This window comes from Phenylobacterium sp. (genome assembly GCF_036263695.1).
GTDB lineage: Bacteria > Pseudomonadota > Alphaproteobacteria > Caulobacterales > Caulobacteraceae > Phenylobacterium.
In genome coordinates this window covers 1-16,255 of sequence record NZ_DATAGM010000303.1, presented here as the reverse complement: position 1 = coordinate 16,255, position 16,255 = coordinate 1, and the positions used below count along the sequence as shown (strand labels likewise).

The 16,255-nt window shown below is 69.0% G+C and carries 19 protein-coding genes and 1 pseudogene; 5 read left to right on the top strand and 15 right to left on the bottom strand.

Going from position 1 to position 16,255, the window contains the following annotated elements; translation table 11 throughout:
• From VHK87_RS12380 to VHK87_RS12370, 3 genes are all read left to right on the top strand, one after another.
• Positions 1–492, top strand: a 492-nt coding sequence (locus tag VHK87_RS12380) for a cytochrome P450 (protein ID WP_329635202.1), incomplete at its 5' end; no start/stop codon positions are given.
• The gene (locus VHK87_RS12375; protein ID WP_329635201.1) at positions 489–1,514 is read left to right on the top strand and encodes a phosphotransferase family protein; all 1,026 of its coding nucleotides are present in this window, start codon (positions 489–491) and stop codon (positions 1,512–1,514) included. The genes VHK87_RS12380 and VHK87_RS12375, both read left to right, overlap by 4 nt.
• Positions 1,511–1,942, top strand: coding sequence for a hypothetical protein (locus VHK87_RS12370; protein WP_329635200.1), 432 nt, complete (start codon positions 1,511–1,513; stop codon positions 1,940–1,942). The genes VHK87_RS12375 and VHK87_RS12370 overlap by 4 nt, the downstream gene beginning before the upstream one ends.
• A 69-nt stretch (positions 1,943–2,011) precedes the next feature.
• On the opposite strand, the gene VHK87_RS12365 is transcribed toward VHK87_RS12370, so the two are convergent.
• On the bottom strand, positions 2,012–4,231 hold the full coding sequence (locus tag VHK87_RS12365; protein ID WP_329635199.1) for a TonB-dependent receptor: 2,220 nt from the start codon (positions 4,229–4,231) through the stop codon (positions 2,012–2,014).
• A 330-nt stretch (positions 4,232–4,561) separates the two neighbouring features.
• Here VHK87_RS12365 and VHK87_RS12360 point away from each other — a divergent pair, with 330 nt between their 5' ends.
• A complete protein-coding gene (locus VHK87_RS12360) occupies positions 4,562–4,966 on the top strand; it encodes a Zn-ribbon domain-containing OB-fold protein (RefSeq protein WP_329635198.1) in 405 nt (134 codons plus the stop codon).
• A 4-nt stretch (positions 4,967–4,970) separates the two neighbouring features.
• Complete coding sequence (locus tag VHK87_RS12355; protein WP_329635197.1) at positions 4,971–6,113, top strand: thiolase C-terminal domain-containing protein; 1,143 nt, start codon at positions 4,971–4,973, stop codon at positions 6,111–6,113.
• On the opposite strand, the pseudogene VHK87_RS12350 reads toward VHK87_RS12355, so the two are convergent.
• The 14 genes and pseudogenes from VHK87_RS12350 to VHK87_RS12285 form a co-directional block, all read right to left on the bottom strand.
• Positions 6,088–6,213 (bottom strand): annotated as a pseudogene (locus tag VHK87_RS12350) (hypothetical protein); the annotation flags it as partial. The gene VHK87_RS12355 and the pseudogene VHK87_RS12350 sit on opposite strands and share 26 nt — an antisense overlap.
• 12 nt (positions 6,214–6,225) lie before the next feature.
• The gene (locus VHK87_RS12345) at positions 6,226–6,699 is read right to left on the bottom strand and encodes a hypothetical protein (protein WP_329635196.1); all 474 of its coding nucleotides are present in this window, start codon (positions 6,697–6,699) and stop codon (positions 6,226–6,228) included.
• Complete coding sequence (locus VHK87_RS12340; protein WP_329635195.1) at positions 6,696–7,301, bottom strand: response regulator; 606 nt, start codon at positions 7,299–7,301, stop codon at positions 6,696–6,698. The genes VHK87_RS12345 and VHK87_RS12340 overlap by 4 nt, the downstream gene beginning before the upstream one ends.
• A 4-nt stretch (positions 7,302–7,305) precedes the next feature.
• On the bottom strand, positions 7,306–7,674 hold the full coding sequence (locus VHK87_RS12335; protein ID WP_329635194.1) for a hypothetical protein: 369 nt from the start codon (positions 7,672–7,674) through the stop codon (positions 7,306–7,308).
• Complete coding sequence (locus tag VHK87_RS12330) at positions 7,674–8,228, bottom strand: chemotaxis protein CheD (protein WP_329635193.1); 555 nt, start codon at positions 8,226–8,228, stop codon at positions 7,674–7,676. The genes VHK87_RS12335 and VHK87_RS12330 overlap by 1 nt, the downstream gene beginning before the upstream one ends.
• Complete coding sequence (locus VHK87_RS12325; protein ID WP_329635192.1) at positions 8,225–8,614, bottom strand: response regulator; 390 nt, start codon at positions 8,612–8,614, stop codon at positions 8,225–8,227. The genes VHK87_RS12330 and VHK87_RS12325 overlap by 4 nt, the downstream gene beginning before the upstream one ends.
• Positions 8,614–9,657 (bottom strand): chemotaxis response regulator protein-glutamate methylesterase, encoded by a 1,044-nt coding sequence (locus VHK87_RS12320; RefSeq protein ID WP_329635191.1) that lies wholly within the window; start codon positions 9,655–9,657, stop codon positions 8,614–8,616. The genes VHK87_RS12325 and VHK87_RS12320 overlap by 1 nt, the downstream gene beginning before the upstream one ends.
• Positions 9,654–10,532, bottom strand: coding sequence for a protein-glutamate O-methyltransferase (locus tag VHK87_RS12315; RefSeq protein WP_329635190.1), 879 nt, complete (start codon positions 10,530–10,532; stop codon positions 9,654–9,656). Before VHK87_RS12315 ends, VHK87_RS12320 begins: the two co-directional genes overlap by 4 nt.
• Positions 10,529–10,999 carry a chemotaxis protein CheW gene (locus tag VHK87_RS12310; RefSeq protein ID WP_329635189.1) on the bottom strand — a complete coding sequence of 157 codons (471 nt, stop codon included), beginning with the start codon at positions 10,997–10,999 and terminating at the stop codon, positions 10,529–10,531. The genes VHK87_RS12315 and VHK87_RS12310 overlap by 4 nt, the downstream gene beginning before the upstream one ends.
• A 2-nt stretch (positions 11,000–11,001) precedes the next feature.
• Complete coding sequence (locus tag VHK87_RS12305) at positions 11,002–13,290, bottom strand: chemotaxis protein CheA (protein ID WP_329635188.1); 2,289 nt, start codon at positions 13,288–13,290, stop codon at positions 11,002–11,004.
• Positions 13,291–13,325: 35 nt separating this feature from the next.
• Positions 13,326–13,691: a response regulator gene (locus VHK87_RS12300; protein WP_329635187.1), complete on the bottom strand. Its 366-nt coding sequence runs from the start codon at positions 13,689–13,691 to the stop codon at positions 13,326–13,328.
• A complete protein-coding gene (locus VHK87_RS12295) occupies positions 13,688–13,975 on the bottom strand; it encodes an STAS domain-containing protein (protein ID WP_329635186.1) in 288 nt (95 codons plus the stop codon). Before VHK87_RS12295 ends, VHK87_RS12300 begins: the two co-directional genes overlap by 4 nt.
• On the bottom strand, positions 13,975–15,579 hold the full coding sequence (locus VHK87_RS12290; RefSeq protein ID WP_329635185.1) for a methyl-accepting chemotaxis protein: 1,605 nt from the start codon (positions 15,577–15,579) through the stop codon (positions 13,975–13,977). The genes VHK87_RS12295 and VHK87_RS12290 overlap by 1 nt, the downstream gene beginning before the upstream one ends.
• 234 nt (positions 15,580–15,813) lie before the next feature.
• The coding region (locus tag VHK87_RS12285) for an amidase family protein (RefSeq protein WP_329635184.1) at positions 15,814–16,255 on the bottom strand (442 nt) is incomplete at its 5' end.

The window sequence follows — 16,255 nt, the reverse complement described above, 5'->3', positions numbered from 1 at the left end:
ACCGCCGGGCACGACACGACTTCCTCGTCCACAGCGGGAGCGCTTTGGGCGCTCGCCGAGCGGCCCGAGCAGCTGGCGAAGGTGAAGGCCGACCCGTCGCTGATCCCGGGACTGGTCGACGAATCCATCCGTTGGACGACGCCGGTAAAGACCTTTATGCGCACCGCCGCAGAGAATACCGAGTTCGCCGGCCGGCAGATGCGCAAGGACGACTGGCTGATGCTCTGCTACGCCTCGGGCAACCGAGACGAGGCGGTGTTCGACGATCCGCAGGAGTTCCGCGTCGATCGCAGTCCCAACCGGCACCTGGCGTTCGGCTATGGCGCGCATCTGTGCCTCGGCCAGCACTTGGCGAAGATGGAGATGCGGATTCTGTGGGAGGAGTTGCTTCCCCGGATCGACCGCCTGGAACTCGACGGTCAGCCCCGCATGAGCGAAGCGGTGTTCGTGAACGGGCCCAAAGCCCTGCCGGTGCGGTTCGAGGCGGCGTGAGCCACCCGCTGGAGCCGCGGCTCGCCGCCTACCTGGCCGGGAAGATGCCGGACACGTCGGACGTCGCCGTCGATCAGCTCAGCCGCATCGCCGGCGGCGCATCCCGGGAGACCTACCGCTTCCGGCTGACCTGGCGCGAAGACGGCGAGACGCGGGAGCGGCGGCTGATCCTGCGGCGCGACCCGCCCGCCAGCCTGATCGAGACAGAGCGGCGGATCGAGTTCGAGGCCTACCGCGCCTTCCGGAACTCGGCGGTGCCGGTGCCGGAGATGCTCTACCTCGAGGAGGAGAGCGACGCCCTCGACCACCCGTTCTTCATCGCCGAGGAGATCAGCGGATTCCAGGCCGGGCCGGGAACGTTGTGGACCGAGCCCTACCTCGCCTGCCACGCCGAGCTTGGCCGGCGGAAGTGGACGATTCTCGGTGAGATCGCCAAGGCCGACCCGCAGGCGCTGGGCCTGACCACGGTGCTGCCGCCGGCGACGCCGGAGGACAGCTGGCGGCGCGAGCTGGACCACTGGGAAGGGGTGCTCGACGACGACGAGACCGAGCCCCTGCCGATCGTCCGCGCCGCCATCCGCTGGCTGCGCGCCCACCCGCCCCCGCCGCCGCCTCGGCTGAGCGTGGTGCATGGCGACTATCGGACGGGCAACTTCCTGTACGACACAGAAGGCGGGGTGCACGGCGTCCTCGACTGGGAGATGTGCCATCTGGGCGATCCCCTCGAGGACCTGGGCTGGAGCTTCAATCCGGTGTGGAGTTTCGGGCGAGGTCTGGTCGGCGGCCTGCTGCCGCGAGATGAAGCCGTCGCCGCCTGGGAGAGCGCCAGCGGCCTGAAGGCCGACCCCGACGCCCTGCACTGGTGGGAACTGATGGGCTGCGTCAAAGGCCAGGCGATCTGGATCTCGTCGGGCAAGGCCTGGATCGACGGCGGCAACCGCGAGCCGATCATGGTCTACCCGCCCTGGGCGCTGCAGAACGCCCAGGACCGGGCGATGCTGAAGGTGATGGGGCGGCTATGACACCCAAGGTTCCCGAAGTCCTCGGCGAGATCGCCGGACTGATCGGTCGCAGCCTCGCGCCTGGGGGCGATCCGGCGGAGAAGGGGGCGAACCTCGGCCTTTCAGCCATGCTGCTCAGCCTCGCGGCCCAGCGGTGGGACGGCATGGCCCACGCCCTGGTGGAGGAGAACCGGGCGATCCGGCCGATCCTGGCCCGAGGCGAAGAGGTGATGGGGAAGGGACGCTGGCGCGCCATTTCTCAGGCGGACGAGGACTTCCGCATCTCGGCGCTGGAGAAGGCGAACGCCGAGCTCCGCGCCGCCCTGCTGGCGCTGCACGAGGCGGTGGAGACGGCAGACGGCGAGGCGGCGAGGGAGCTGGAGGCCCTCATCTGGGCCGAGCTGCGCGCCTCGACCGAGCGGCGGATGGTGGCCGGCTCGCCCGTCTAGAAGCGGCGACGCAATGAAGAAGGGCCCGCGCCGGAACGCGGGCCCTCTGAGGCGTCGTCCGTTTACGGACTAGTGGCGGAAGGTGACCGTCAGCATCCAGGTCTGCGGCGCGCCGTAGTAGGCGGTGCGGATGCCGCCGACCGAGGAGAACTCCTGGGCGTCGGTCTTGTAGACTTCGTCCGTCAGGTTCTTGCCGTAGAGGCCGGCGGAGAGCGTCTTGTCGGCGTTCTCCCAGACCAGCTGGGCGTCGACGAGCCAGTAGTCCTCCTGCCACATGCCAGCGTAGCGCTGACGGGTGACGAGGTCGGCGTTGTCCACCGCCAGCGCCGCTTCCGAACGGTAGCGGGTCTGGGCGCCCAGGGTGACCGAGCCGGCGTCGCCGAGCTCGAACTCATAGGCGCCGGCGAAGCGGGCGGTCCATTCCGGCGCGAAGGCCGGGGTCTGCCAGCTGCGGTCAAGCGTTGTGAACACGCCGGCCGTGGCCGTGGGCCGCTGCTCGAAGAACTCGCCGTACTCGGCGTTCAGGTAGCCGATCTCGGCGTTCAGCGTCAGCTGCGGGATCGGGTTGGCCGCGATCTCCAGTTCGGCCCCCCAGATTTCCAGCTGGCCAGCGTTCAGCACCGCGAAGTCGATGGTTGGCACCGGCTGGCTCGGGGAGACGATGGCGCGGCCGACACGGGCCTGGAAGTCCTGGTAGTCGTTGTAGAACACGGTGGCGTTGGCGCGCATCCGCCCGTCCAGCAGGGTGCTCTTCAGGCCGGCCTCGTAGGAGACCATGGTCTCCGGCGCGTAGGGCAGTTCCTCGCCGGGGTTGTTGGCCCGGCCGTTGAAGCCGCCGGACTTGAAGCCCTTGGCGATCCGCCCATAGAGGAACAGGTCCTCCGTGGCCTGGTAGTCCACCGACACCATGGGCGAGACGTCGTCCCACTCCTCGGCGCCCTGGAAGGCGAAGGTGGTGTTCAGCGCCCCCAGGGTCGAGGTCACCGTGGTGGTCCGGTAGTAGTCCTTCTCCTCCATCGTGTAGCGCAGGCCGCCGGAGAGGCGCAGGCGCTCGGTCAGGGCGTAGCTGACGTTGCCGTAGGCCGCCCAGCTGGTGGTCTCCAGGTCGTCGCCGACCACGCGCAGGAAGGTGAAGGGAAAGGTGAAGGCGTCCGCGTCGGCGCGCTGGAAGGAGCCGACGTTTTCCTTGAGGTAGTAGAGGCCGCCCACCGCCTGCCAGGGGCCGTTGTCGTAGGCCAGCTGCAGCTCCTGGCTCAGCTGGTCCTGGTCCACCGCCACCAGGGCGCTGGTGACCTCGAGTTCGGTGGCGTCGAAGTCGATGTAGTCGTCTGAGTCGAGGTTGCGGTAGGCGGTGATCGATTTGAAGGTCAGCGCCTCGGAGAGCTCGTGCGTGACGGTGGCCGCCACGCCCCAGTGCTCGAACTTCGTGGAGTTGGGCAGGCCCGGGTCCGTGCGGGCCTGGAAGTTGAACTCCGGCGGGTTGGCCGGGACCACCCGCAGCACCTGGCCGAAGGCGGTGCTCAGGGTGTTGGTCGCTTGGCCCACGGTGAGGGCCGAGTCGTCCTTGGTGTAGTCGGCCGTGACGTCCACGGTGGTGGCGTCGGTCGGCGTCCAGGCCACGGCGGTGCGCAGGCTGAGCGTTTTCTTGTCGTTGTACTCCTGGCCGGTCACCGGGTCCTCGACATAGCCGTCGCGAGTCGAGCCGGAGGCGGCGAAGCCGGCGGCCAGGGTGTCGGTGACCGGGCCGGAAAGGGCCAGCTTGGCTTCGAAGAGGCCGTAGTTCCCGACGCTGGCGGAGGCCTGCGAGCGGACCTCCTGGCCGGGCCGCCGGGTGACCAGCTTGAGGGCCCCGCCGATGGTGTTCTTGCCGTAGAGGGTGCCCTGCGGCCCGCGCAGCACCTCGACCCGTTGCAGATCGAGGAGATCGAACTGGGTGCCGCGAATCCGGCTGATGTAGACGTCGTCGATGTAGACGCCAACGGCCGGGTCGAAGGTCTGCAGCGCGTCCGGCTGGCCGACGCCGCGGATGTAGATGTTGGTGGAGTTGGACGAGGCCCGACCCTGGACCAGGTTCAGGTTGGGAACTGCGCCCTGCAGGTCGGTGATCTGGGTCGCGCCCTGCCGCTGCAGCATCGCCTCGGAGAAGGCCGAGATGGCCACGGGCGTGGTCTGCAGGTTCTCCTCGGTCCGGCGGGCGGTGACCACCAGCTCCTCGACGACGGCCTCTTGGGCGACGGCCTGGCCTGCCCAAACGCTAAGCGCGGCGCCGGACACGAGCGCCAGTTTCATACTCACCTTCAAAGCAAAGCCTCCCAAGTCCCGCACGGACGTGCGGTCAGTGAACGGCGTTTAGCTAAGCTGTTGAGTCGGGTCGAACGTGCCCCTGCGGAATGGGCGAATATGACGCAAGCGTGGGCGTGGGCTAGATTCTCGCCATGAGCCCTCCCGAGCCTGTCGAGCAGCCCGCGAGTCCAAGACCGCCGGCCTGGGCCGGTCCAGGCGCGTTCTGGATGCGGATGAGCTGAGGCTTATCGACAAGCCGCCCAACCTCGTCTTTGTTGTCGCCCGCCCGGTCCGCCGGGATTTGAAGCCAACGAATTTCAAAGGGGACGGAATTTCATGCCACCTCGGATGGCGCCCCAGCCCACGCCAGAGACCCAACATTTCTGGGACGGCTGCAAGGAGGGCGAGCTTCGCCTGCAACGCTGCACCAAGTGCAGCAACACCTACTTCCCGCCCAGGCCCTTCTGCCCGAAGTGCGCCTCGCGGGATGTGGAGGTCTTCAAGGCCAGCGGCCGCGGCGTCCTCTGGAGCTACGTGATCAACCATCGCCCGCGCCCGGACCTCGGGACCGAGCCCCACTCAATCGCGGTGGTGAAGCTGGAGGAAGGCGTCCAGATGATGACCAACATCGTCAACTGTCCGCAAACGCCCGAGGCGCTGAAGCTGGACATGCCGGTGAAGGTCACCTTCCTGCCCGTGGGCGAAACCGCCCTTCCCCTGTTCGAGCCGGCGGAGGGCTGAACCCATGAAGCCAAAGACCGTAGCCGTCGTCGGGGCGGCCGAAACCACGCGCCTGGGCAAGATCCCGGACATGTCGGTGATCCAGCTGCACGCCGACGCGGCGCTCAACGCCATGGCCGACGCCGGCCTCAAGCCGTCCGATATCGACGGCGTGGCCACCGCCGGCGAGAGCCCCACCTCGCTCGCCCACTATCTGGGCATCACGCCCAAATACGCCGACGGCACCAGCGTCGGCGGCTGCTCCTTCATGCTGCACGTCCGCCACGCGGCGGCGGCGATCAATGAAGGGCTGTGCGAGACCGTCCTGATCACCCACGGCGAGAGCGGGCGCTCCCGCGTCGGCGCCGGCGGGCGGATGATGGGCGGCTCCAGCCTGCCCGGGCAGTTCGAGGCGCCGTTCGGACCGGTGGGCCCGCCCACCATGTTCACGGTTCCCGTGCTTCGCTACATGAAGACCTACGGGGTGACGGAAGAGGACCTCGCCAACGTCGCGGTGATCCAGCGCGAGTGGGCGGCCAAGAATCCGCGGGCCAGCTTCCGCGATCCGATCACGGTGGACGACGTCCTCAACTCGGACATGATCGCCTGGCCGTTCCGCAAGCTGATGTGCTGCCTCGTCACCGACGGCGGCGGCGCGCTGATCCTGACCAGCGCCGAGCGGGCCAAGGACTTCCCGCAGAAGCCGGTCTATATCCTCGGCACCGGCGAGAGCGTCGAGACCCCGATGGTCTCCCAGATGGAGGACTTCACCTCGTCCAAGGCCTTCCGGGTCGCGGGCAAGAAGGCCTTCGAAGAGGCGGGCATCAGCCACAATGACGTGGATCACCTGATGATCTACGACGCCTTCGCCCACCTGCCGCTCTACGGCCTGGAGGATCTCGGCTTCTGCAAGCCGGGCGAGGCCAAGGACTTCATCAACGAGCGCAACACGGCCATCGGCGGCAAGCTGCCGCTGAACACCAACGGCGGCGGCCTCTCGTACATGCACTCGGGCATGTACGGCATGTACGCCATGCAGGAGTCGATCCGTCAGATGCGCGGCACGGCCCCGGCCCAGGTGGAAGGCGCCAAGATCAGCATCAGCCACGGCGTCGGCGGCATGTTCGCCGCCTCCGGCACCATCATCTGGTCGAACGAGGCGCCGTAGGCGCCTTCTTTGTCATCCCGGACGGCCGAAAGGCCGATCCGGGACCCAGAGGCCTCGCACGGTTGTCTGGATCCCGGCTCTGCGCTGCGCTCCGGCCGGGTGACGGAGTTTGCTACTCCGCCGGCGCTTCCTCGGCGGGTTCCTTGTACTTGTCGGTGACCTTCCACAGGCCGTCCACCACGGGGCGGAACTGGGCGGTGTTCCGCGGGTCGACGCCGTAGATGAGCTTCAGGGCCTCGACGTGGACGGCCACCGCCGACCAGTCGACCTTCTCCTGGGTGCGCAGCCGGTCGGTGAGTTCGCAGAGGCTGTAGGCGGCGTCGCAGAGGACCCGCTCGTCGAACAGGCCGGCCACGTCGATGACCGCGGTGGCCACGTCGTAGACGGCGTCCATGCCGACGGTCTGCTCCTTACAGAGCTGCTCGAGCTGGGTGAGGCTCTCCCCCACGACTTCGCGCGACCGGCTCGCTTCGGCCGACATCTCGTGGGTGACGCGCTGGATGGCGATCTGGGCGGTCATGCCGCCCGGACGATCGACCTGCTCCGACAGCCGCGAGGTGACCTTGAACAGGTTGGGGTCGCTCATAGGATCACTTTCTGCGGCTTCATCAGCGAGTCGATTTCGTACTGGTCCATGTTGGGGTCCTTTGCGGCCCCAACCTTCAGGGACAGGTCGGTGGAACGGCGGCCCTTCTTGCCCGGGGGCGGGCCGAGGTTTCTGACCCGCCGGTCCGGCCCGACGTACCCCGCGGTGCGCACGAACTGCCGTTCGTCCTTGGCGACCCAGAACACCCGCTGTAGCAGCACCGCAGGCGTAAAGGGCTTGGAGATCACGAAGTTGGCGCCGCAGTCGCGGCTCTTCTCCACCAGGCTGCGGGCCGCGTGGCCGGTCATCAGGATGGCGGGGATGTAGGCCGCATCGCCCGGGCCCTCGGTACGCAGCCATTTGACGAAGTCGTAGCCGTCCATGTCCGGCATGCCGCAGTCCATGACGATCAGGTCCACCTCGCGGGAGGAGATGATCCCCATGGCCTCCTTGGCGTTGCTGGCCTTGTACTGCCGGTGCATGCCGAAGCCGCGGAACATCGCGCTCTCGACCGACAGGGCCTGCTCGTTGTCGTCGCACAACAGGAGCCGCGTGCGCTCGAGGTTGACGCGCATTTCAGGAGGCAGGCCGAATGTGCTCATTGGCTCAGAAGAGCTGCAGCTCTCCCTCCTCGTGTCCGGGTGCGTGGGCGCCGCTCGCCTGACCGGTCTCCGCGGCGAGGCGTGCGGCGAGGGCGGCGAGGGTGATGGTCTTCAGGGCGGGAACGACGTCGTATCCGACGGATCCCTTACCTTGTTGCGATAGGGTCTCGACGAACCGCGCCAGCCCCCGCAGGTGCTGACCCAGCGCGTCCACCGCTTGGGCGTCCCGCATTGCGTCTTCGGGCGCGGCCATGCCGCTGGCCTCGACCAGCCGGGCCATGACCGTCTCGAGTTGGTCGCACAGCTGGCCGGCGCGCTCCAGTTCAAGCGCCAGCGCCACGAAGATGTCGGCTGAGGGGACGGCGGCGCTCATCAGAACAGCTCCAGGTCACCTTCGGCCACGACCGGCGCCGGCGGGGGCTTCAGGTTGAGCTGCTTCAGCTCGGCCTTGTCCTCGACAATCTTCTGCTGCGCCCGGCCGCTGACCGGCCAGTACTTCAGCCGGCGGGCGCCGACGCCGCCGAGGCTGGCGCTGGCGACGCTGATGCCCTCGTCCCGCAGGAAGCGCTCGGCGAAGGCGGCGTTAGCGGCGCCGACGTCTGACAGGCCGTTGAACATCCGCGCCCCGCCGAACAGCTTGGCTTCAAGCCGGCCGCGCTGGGCCCCCTGGTGCAGCAGGGCGTTGATCAAGAGCTCCATCGCGTGGACGCCGTAGCGGCGGGCGTCCTCTGTGGAGTCGGCCTGCCCCTCGGGCAGCAGGAAGTGGTTCATGCCGCCCACGCCGCGATCGGGATCGCGCAGGCAGACGGCCACGCAGCTGCCCAGGATTGTCGTCAGGAACACGTCCGGGTCGTTGGAGACCAGGTACTCGCCCTGAATGACGTTGAGGCGGCGCTGGGGCCGGGAGGAGAGGGCGGTATCCGTCATGTCAGGGCGCCGAACACCGCTTCGATTTTTTCTTTGAGGGTCTGGGTGGTGAAGGGCTTCACCAGGTAGTTGTTGACGCCGAACTGCACCGCCCTCTGCACCAATTCGCGGTCGGCGCGGCCGGTCAGCATGATCACCGCGGTCTTGGCGATCGGCGGGTGGGCGCGGATGGCGCGCAGCAGGCCCAGGCCGTCCAGCTTGGGCATGTTGAAGTCGGTGATCACCAGGTTGACCTGAGCGGTCAGCAGGAAGCGCAGGGCGTCCTCGCCATCGGCGACTTCCTTGGTGTTGCTGATGCCGAGCGCGTGCAGGCTGGTCCGCACGAGGCTCCGCATCGTCTGCTGGTCGTCGACGATGAGCGTCTTGAGGGAAGAGGCGGCGGGCATCAGGCGCTCCGTTGCGGCTCTTTGGCCGCGCACAGGTTCAGGATCGCGTTGCTCAGGCGGTGGAGCGGCAGCTCCTTCTCGACGGCCCCGCGTTCATACGCGGCCCGGGGCATGCCGTAGACAACGCAGCTGGCCTCGTCCTGGCCCAGCGTGTGGGCGCCGCCCCGGCGCATGGCCAGCAGGCCCTCGGCGCCGTCCTTGCCCATGCCGGTCAGGATCACCCCGACGGCGGCCCGCTTGAGGTTGGCGACAGAGTGGAACAGCACGTCGACGGACGGGCGGTGGCCGTTGACCGGTTCGGCCTCGACCAGCCGGCAGGACGGGGCGCTGTGGTGGACGACCTCGAGGTGGTGAGAGCCGCCGGGCGCCAGCCAGATGTAGCCGGGCTTCAGCCGGGCGCCGTCGTGGGCCTCGGCGACGTTGGCCGCGCAAACGCGGTTCAGACGATCGGCGAAGCTCTTGGTGAAGGCGGCCGGCATGTGCTGGGTGATCACCGTCGGCGGGCAGTTGGCCGGGAAGCTGGAGAGCAGGGTCATCAGCGCCTCGACCCCGCCGGTGGAGGAGCCGATGGCGACGACCACGTCCTCCGGCACGTACTCCGGCTTGGGCGGCGGCACCGGCGCGGTGACCGGACCCTCGTAGGGGCGCACCTGCGAGCGGGCCGCGGCCTTCACCTTCTCCGGAAGGTCGTGGAAGGCCTCAGAGGCGGAGACGCCGCCGGCCGGCTTGCCGATGCAGTCGACAGCGCCGAGCTGCAGCGCCGAGATGGTCGCCTCGGCGCCGGCCTGGGTCAGCGTCGAGACCATCACCACGGGCATCGGCCTGAGGCGCATGATCTTTTCGAGGAAATCGAGGCCGTTCATGTGCGGCATCTCGACATCCAGGGTGATGACGTCGGGGTTGAGGCGCTTGATCGCCTCGCGGGCCTCAATGGGATCGTTGGCGAAGCCGAGGACCTCGATCTCCGGGTCCATCCGCAGCGAGGCGGCGATCAGGCTGCGCATCGTCGCGGAGTCATCGACCACCAGTACGCGGACGGTCATACGGCTTTCCTCAACTGGTAGGCGGTCAGGCCGCAGGTCTCGAGCTGGTTCATGGCTCGGCCGCTCACCCGTTCGGAGTGGCCGATGTAGAGCACGCCGCCCTCGTTCATGGCCGGCACGAACCGCTCCCAGACGCGCTCCTGGGTCTCATCGTCGAAGTAGATGACCACGTTGCGGCAGAAGATGACGTCGAAACGGCCCTTCATCGGCCACTGGCCGACGAGGTTGAGCTCGCGGAACGCCACCAGGCTGCGCAGCTCCGGGGCCACCGACCAGCCTGTCGCGACCTTCTCGAACCACTTGCGGCGATGATGAAGGGGCAGCGCTTCGAGCGCGTCGTCGTTGTAGATCCCCGTCTTCCCGTCGGCGACCATGTTGGGGTCGATGTCGGTCGCCAGGATCTTCACGTCCAGGCTGCAGGCCTCGGGCAGCGCCGACAGGACGGTGATGGCGATGGAGTAGGGCTCCTGCCCATTCGAGCAGGCGGCCGACCACAGGCGCACGCGGCCGCCCGCGCGGGCCCGGCGGGCCAGCGCCGGCATCACCTCGTGCTCCAGATGCTCGAAGTGGTGCGGCTCGCGCATGAAGCGGGTGACGTTGGTGGTCAGCGCGGCGGTCATCGCCTGGCGCTCGTCGACGCCGCCGGCGGTCTCCACCAGCTGGCAGTATTCCCGGAAGTTGCGCAGTCCCAAGGCGCGCAGCCGCTTGGCCAGGCGCGAGTAGACGAGCGCGGCCTTGCCCTCCGGCAGGTAGATGCCGGCGTGCGCGTGGACGATCTGGGCGATCGTCTGGAAGTCGCTGGCGGTCAGCAGAAATTCGCCCTCGACGATGCCGGGGCCTGCCGCCTGCTCGCTGGGGCCGGAACTTCTCGTCATGCAGCCTCGGCTTCGGTCTCCGGCAGCACACGGTCGAGGGCGATGAGGCTGACCATCCGGCCTTCCAGGGCGAACAGCCCTTTGACGAAGGTCTTCACCTGGTCGCAGGCGACGTCCGGCGTCGGCTGCACCATGTCTTCGGTCAGGTTGATGATGTCGCTGACCGCATCGACCAGCAGGCCGAGGGTGCGGTCGCCGATCTTCACCACCATGATCACGTGCCGGGCGGTCGGCGCCGAGGTCTCCAGGCCCAGGCGGGCGCCCAGGTCGATGATCGGCAGCACCGCGCCGCGCAGGTTGATGACGCCCTTCACGAAGGAAGGCGTGCGGGGCAGGGGGGTGGCCGGCGTCCAGCCGCGGATCTCCCGCACCGACATGATGTCGACGCAGTACTCCTGGTCGCCGATGCGGAACGAGATCAGCTCGCGCCGCTGGCCGGTTCCTTGGGGGGCTTGGGTCTCGGTCATGTTCAAACCGCCATTCGTTTTTCACGGGGCGCCGACTTGCGGCGCGATGTTGTGACGAGCGCGTCGACGTCGAGGATCAGGGCCACCCGGCCGTCGCCCAGGATGGTCGCCGCGGCGACCCCCTCCACGTGCTGGTAGTTGGCCTCCAGCGACTTGATGACGACCTGGCGCTGGCCCTGGATGGCGTCGACCAGCAGGGCTGCTTTGCCGCCGCCTTCGCTCTCGACCAGGATGGCCACGGAGTCGGCGGCGTTAAGGGGCGTGTCGCGGAAGCCGAGCGCCCGGCCCACGTCGATCAGCGGCACGAAGGTGTCGCGGATGCGGATCACCGCATCCTGCCCGCCGATGTAGTGCACCTCCTCGGCCTTCGGGGTCAGGCTCTCGACGATGTTCGAGAGCGGGGCGACCAGCGTCTGCTCGGCGGAGGTCACCACCATCCCGTCCAGCACCGCCAGGGTGAGCGGCAGGCTCATGGAGAACTTGCTGCCCTTGCCGGGCTCGGAGCTGATGGAGATCCGCCCGCCCAGGGCCAGCACCGAGCGCTTGACCACGTCCATGCCGACGCCGCGGCCGGAGAGGTCGGAGATGGTCTCGGCGGTGGAGAAGCCGGGCAGGAAGATCAGGTTGTCGGTCTCGTCCTCGGTCAGCACCGCGTCCTCGGCGATGAGCCCCTTGGAGACCGCGATGTTGCGGACCCGCTCGCGGTTGATGCCGCGGCCGTCGTCCGAGACCTCGATGACGATCCGCCCGCCGCGGTGCAGGGCGGCCAAGCGAACGGTGCCCTCCACCGGCTTGCCTTCCATCTCCCGGTCGGCCGGGGTCTCCAGGCCGTGGTCGATGGCGTTGCGCAGCATGTGGGTGATGGGGTCGCTCAGCCGCTCGATGACGGTCTTGTCGACCTCGGTGTTCTCGCCCTCCATGACCAGGCGCACCTTCTTGCCGGTCATGTCGGCGCATTCGCGGACCAGCCGCGGCATCCGCTGGAAGACCGACTTCACCGGTTGCGCCCGGATGGCCATGACGCTGTCCTGGATCTCCCGGGTCAGCAGCTCCAGGTCCTCGAGGCCCAGGGCCACGGCGGACGACCGGGCGAGGCCGCTCTCGATGACGCGCTGGGACAGCATCGCCTGCTGGATGACCAGTTCGCCGACCGCGTTGATCAGGCGGTCGACCCGGTCCAGGTCGACGCGGATGGTGGCCGCCGGCGCGGAGGCCGTGCTCGACGGCGGTGCGGAAGCGGCGGCGGCGGGGGCCGCCTTCGGCGCCGGCTCGGCCGCGGGCTCGGCGTCGGTGGTGGCCTTCTGGGCCATGGCGATCAGGCCGGCGACGTCCATGCCTTCGGGTTCCGCTGCGGGGGGCGCGGGCGCGGCCGGCTCGGGGGGAGCCTCGGCCGCCGGGGCTTCGGCGGCGGGCGCCGCGCCGGTCAGGCGAGCCAGCAGCGCGGCCGGGTCGAACTCGTCCTGCGGCGGGACCACGGCGGGCGGTTCGTCTTCGAAGGTCTCGCCGCCGGTCTCCTCGGTGATGGTGAGAACGCAGTCGTCCTCCACGAACTCGAAGACCTCGCGGATCGCGGCTTCGTCCTGGTCCGTCGTGAGCTTGATGGTCCAGCGCAGATAGGCGTGCTCGGCCATCAACTGGTCGAGCGGCGGCACCTCGGCGCCGTCCACGTCGACCTCGGTCGAACCCAGCCGCGCGAGCTCGCGCAGCACCAGGCCGGCCTCGTTGGCCTTGACGTACATCTCCGGCTTGGGCTGGAACTCGATGCGCCAGACGCGGGCGCCGGGCCCGGTGGGCGGTTCGGCTTCGGCCGCGGGCGCCTCGCCGCCGTCCTCGACGACCATCTGGACCGGCGTGAAGCCGAAGTCGTCCTCGTCGTCGCCGCCATCCTCCAACGCCGCCGCCGCTTCGGCGCCGATCAGCGTCTGCAGCTCGTCCAGCATGGCCGCCGAGCGCGAGTGCTCGACCGAGCCGTCGCTGCGGGCGGCCTGCACGTGGTCGGCGAGCACGTCGTTGGCCCGCAGCAGGATCTTCACGACCTCGTCGGTCGGCTCGATCTTGCCCGAGCGGATCAGGTCCAGCGCCGTCTCGAAGACGTGGGCGAAGCGGATCAGCTCCTCCAGGCCGAAAGCGCCGGCGCCGCCCTTGACGGAATGCACCGCCCGGAAGACGGCGTTGATCGTCTCCGAGTCCTTCTCGCCCCGTTCCATGGCGAGCAGCCCCGACTCGAGATCGGTCAGCAGCTCTTCGCATTCCTGGAAGAAGGTCGCCTTGATGCTCTCGAACGGATCCAAGGGGCGCTCCGGGTTGGGGTCTTGGCGGCCGACGGTCAGGCCGCGACGCGGCGGACGGCGTCGACCAGCTTGACGGGATTGAAGGGCTTCACGATCCAGCCGGTGGCCCCGGCCTGGCGCGCGCGCTCCTTCTTGGCCACGTCGCTTTCGGTGGTCAGCACCAGGATCGGCGTGGCGCGGTGGTCGGGATTGGCCCGCACCCCCTCGATGACGCCGAAGCCGTCAAGCCGAGGCATGTTGATGTCGGTGATCACGACATCGGCCCCCTCGCTCTTCAGGATCTCCAGCCCTTCCACGCCGTCGACGGCCTGGATCACGCGGTAACCCGCCTGCACCAGCGCCATGCTCAGCATCTCGCGCATGGTGCGCGAGTCGTCGATCGTCAGAACTGTCTTGGTCACGAAGCTCCCCCTTCGGGCAGGAAGCGCAGCTCGGGGTCTCCGAAGCCGGCCAGTTGTTCGGTGAACGCCTCCGACGGCTCATCCACGGAAAGCGGATGACCGTCCTCGGCCCAGGTCTTCTGAGCCGAGATCAACACTTGCAGGCACAGGCCGCCGAGGCGGCTGACCTGCGACGCATCGATGCTCAAGGGGCGTCCCCTCAGCACCATGAGTTCAGCGCGCAGGGGCTCGGCCGCCTGCAGGTCGAGAATCGGGGTGAGGCTGAGTACGGCGGTATCCGCCATCAGAATTCCTCCCAGCCTTCTTCGGCTTCGACGTGGGCCGGCTCGAGCTTGCGCGCGGCGCCGCCGCGGCCGGTCGACTTCAGCGCCGGGGTCGGCGCGTGGGCGATGCGGGGCGCGATCGGCGCGGCCTCGCTGAGCTTGAACCGCTCAATGCTGCGGGTCAGCGCATCGGCCTCGGTGAGCAGCGCATGGCCGGAGGTGGCGCCCTGCTCGACCTGGGCGGCGTTGCGCTGGGTCACCTGGTCCATCTCGTTGATGGCCGTGTTGACCTGGGCCAGGCCCGTCGACTGCTCGCGGGCGGAGGCGGCGATCTCGGCCACGAGGGTGGAAATCTCGGTCACCTTGGTGACCATCCGGGTCAGGGCCTCGCCGGTGTTGTTGACCAGCTCGACGCCCGAGCCGACCTGCGCCGTCGAGGCGCTGATCAGGGTCTTGATCTCCTTGGCCGCTTCGGCCGAGCGCTGGGCCAGGGCCCGCACTTCCGAGGCGACGACGGCGAAGCCGCGGCCGGCTTCGCCCGCTCGGGCGGCTTCGACGCCGGCGTTCAGCGCCAGCAGGCTGGTCTGGAAGGCGATCTCATCGATCACGCCGATGATCTGGCTGATCTGCTTGGCGGACTGCTCGATGCCGCTCATGGCCGCGACCGCCTCATTGACGACCACGCCGCTCTTCTCGGCCTCTGACTTGGCTTCACGGGCGGCGCCGTCAGCCTGGGAAGCGCCTTCGCTGGTGCGTTTCACCGTGGCGGTGATCTGGTCGAGGGCCGCGGCGGTTTCCTGCAGGCTGGCGGCCTGCTGTTCGGTGCGGCTGGCCAGTTCGTCGGAGGCGCCCGCGATGGCTTCGGCCCCGCTGCGGATCGCGGCGGCGTTGGCCTGGATCACCGTCATGGCGTCTTCCAGCCGGGCGGCGGCTTCGTTGAAGTCGCGGCGCAGCTCGTCGTACTCGCCCGGGAAGGCCTGATCGAGGCGGAAGGTGAGGTCGCCGCGGGCGAGCCGGTCCAGCGCTTCCGCCAAACCGCCGACCACCGCCTTCTGCTCGGCCTCGGCCTTCTCCTGGGCGGCGCGGGCTTCGGCGCGTGCGGCCTCGGCCCCTTCCAGGTAAACGGCCAGGCCCAGCTCCAGGTCGAGCATGGCGGTCTTGATCAGGGCGCCGACGCCGTCGATCGCCTTGTCGCGGTCGGTCTTGCGAACCCCGCCCAAACCGCCGGCCTTGATGCTTTCGCTGAGGACGCCGCGGACCAGCTTCTCCAGGATCACCGCATAGCCGCCGATGTACCAGCGGGCGTCCATGCCGAGCTTGGCGTTGGACTCGCCCAGCGCGCGGGCCCGGCGGGCGAAGTCGGCGTCGAGCTGGCCGGCAGCCAGCGAAACCCAGTGGTCGACGTGCCGCGCGGTGGCGCGGGTGACGTCGACCTGGGCGAAAATCTCGCGGGTGTCGGCGAAGTCGCCGAGCTGGGCGTAAAGGCCGGTCACCGCCTCCGGCAGCACGCGGCGGGCGATCGGCGCGGTGGAGGCCATGCGGCCGCGGGCCGCCTCGTCGAGCCCGACGAAGGCGAGCCGGCGTTCCAGGTCGTGCGTCGAAGCGGCCTTGTACGGTTCACTCATGCGCCAGCCCCAGTCCGGGACTCGCCTAGAGCGCACCAGGCGCCGGCCATCTGCATCGAACGAATCATTTCCCCCGCCCGTCCACTCAGCGGGGCCGAACAGCGCCGCTGAACGCGTTGTCTTTGAACGCGAACGTCCCCGGTGTTGCGTAACCCTGACGCGTTGAAGAAATGGTTACCCGCTCACTGCGGGTGATCGTGAACGCCGGGTCGTTTGCGGAGCGGGAGCCCGGCGTCAGGCCGGCTCGAGCGCCTTCAGCGGCGGGGGCTGGAAGGCGCGGCCCAGCTCGCGTTCGACCGCTGCGGCGAAGGCGAGCGGCGTGCGGTCCTCCAGGAACGGGCCGATGGCCTGCAGACCCACCGGCAGGCCCTGGGCGCTGAGGCCGGCGGGGAAGACAGTGGCCGGCAGGTTCCCGAACAGCGCCAGGCTCGGCCAGGCCAGCTGCGCGCCATAGGGGGTCTCGGCGCCGTCAATCAGCAGCGCCCGCTCTCCCCAACTCAGGTCGGTGTGCGGGAAGGCGAGGCTTCCGAACACCGGCGCCAGAACCACGTCCACGTCAGCGAACACCTGCGCCCATTTGGCGCGGGTGCGGTATTGGGCGTCCAGGGCGTCGAGGTAGGCGTGGGCCGAGATCGGCTGGGCGTCCGGGCGGCCGCGGGTGACGACGCTGTTCAGC

Bases quoted from the DNA above. Each gene is read 5' to 3' on its own strand.
- VHK87_RS12370 (WP_329635200.1), top strand. From the start codon at position 1,511: ATGACACCCAAGGTTCCCGAAGTCCTCGGCGAGATCGCCGGACTGATC.
- VHK87_RS12365 (WP_329635199.1), bottom strand. From the start codon at position 4,231: ATGAAACTGGCGCTCGTGTCCGGCGCCGCGCTTAGCGTTTGGGCAGGC.
- VHK87_RS12360 (WP_329635198.1), top strand. From the start codon at position 4,562: ATGCCACCTCGGATGGCGCCCCAGCCCACGCCAGAGACCCAACATTTC.
- VHK87_RS12355 (WP_329635197.1), top strand. From the start codon at position 4,971: ATGAAGCCAAAGACCGTAGCCGTCGTCGGGGCGGCCGAAACCACGCGC.
- VHK87_RS12345 (WP_329635196.1), bottom strand. From the start codon at position 6,699: ATGAGCGACCCCAACCTGTTCAAGGTCACCTCGCGGCTGTCGGAGCAG.
- VHK87_RS12340 (WP_329635195.1), bottom strand. From the start codon at position 7,301: ATGAGCACATTCGGCCTGCCTCCTGAAATGCGCGTCAACCTCGAGCGC.
- VHK87_RS12335 (WP_329635194.1), bottom strand. From the start codon at position 7,674: ATGAGCGCCGCCGTCCCCTCAGCCGACATCTTCGTGGCGCTGGCGCTT.
- VHK87_RS12330 (WP_329635193.1), bottom strand. From the start codon at position 8,228: ATGACGGATACCGCCCTCTCCTCCCGGCCCCAGCGCCGCCTCAACGTC.
- VHK87_RS12325 (WP_329635192.1), bottom strand. From the start codon at position 8,614: ATGCCCGCCGCCTCTTCCCTCAAGACGCTCATCGTCGACGACCAGCAG.
- VHK87_RS12320 (WP_329635191.1), bottom strand. From the start codon at position 9,657: ATGACCGTCCGCGTACTGGTGGTCGATGACTCCGCGACGATGCGCAGC.
- VHK87_RS12315 (WP_329635190.1), bottom strand. From the start codon at position 10,532: ATGACGAGAAGTTCCGGCCCCAGCGAGCAGGCGGCAGGCCCCGGCATC.
- VHK87_RS12310 (WP_329635189.1), bottom strand. From the start codon at position 10,999: ATGACCGAGACCCAAGCCCCCCAAGGAACCGGCCAGCGGCGCGAGCTG.
- VHK87_RS12295 (WP_329635186.1), bottom strand. From the start codon at position 13,975: ATGGCGGATACCGCCGTACTCAGCCTCACCCCGATTCTCGACCTGCAG.
- VHK87_RS12290 (WP_329635185.1), bottom strand. From the start codon at position 15,579: ATGAGTGAACCGTACAAGGCCGCTTCGACGCACGACCTGGAACGCCGG.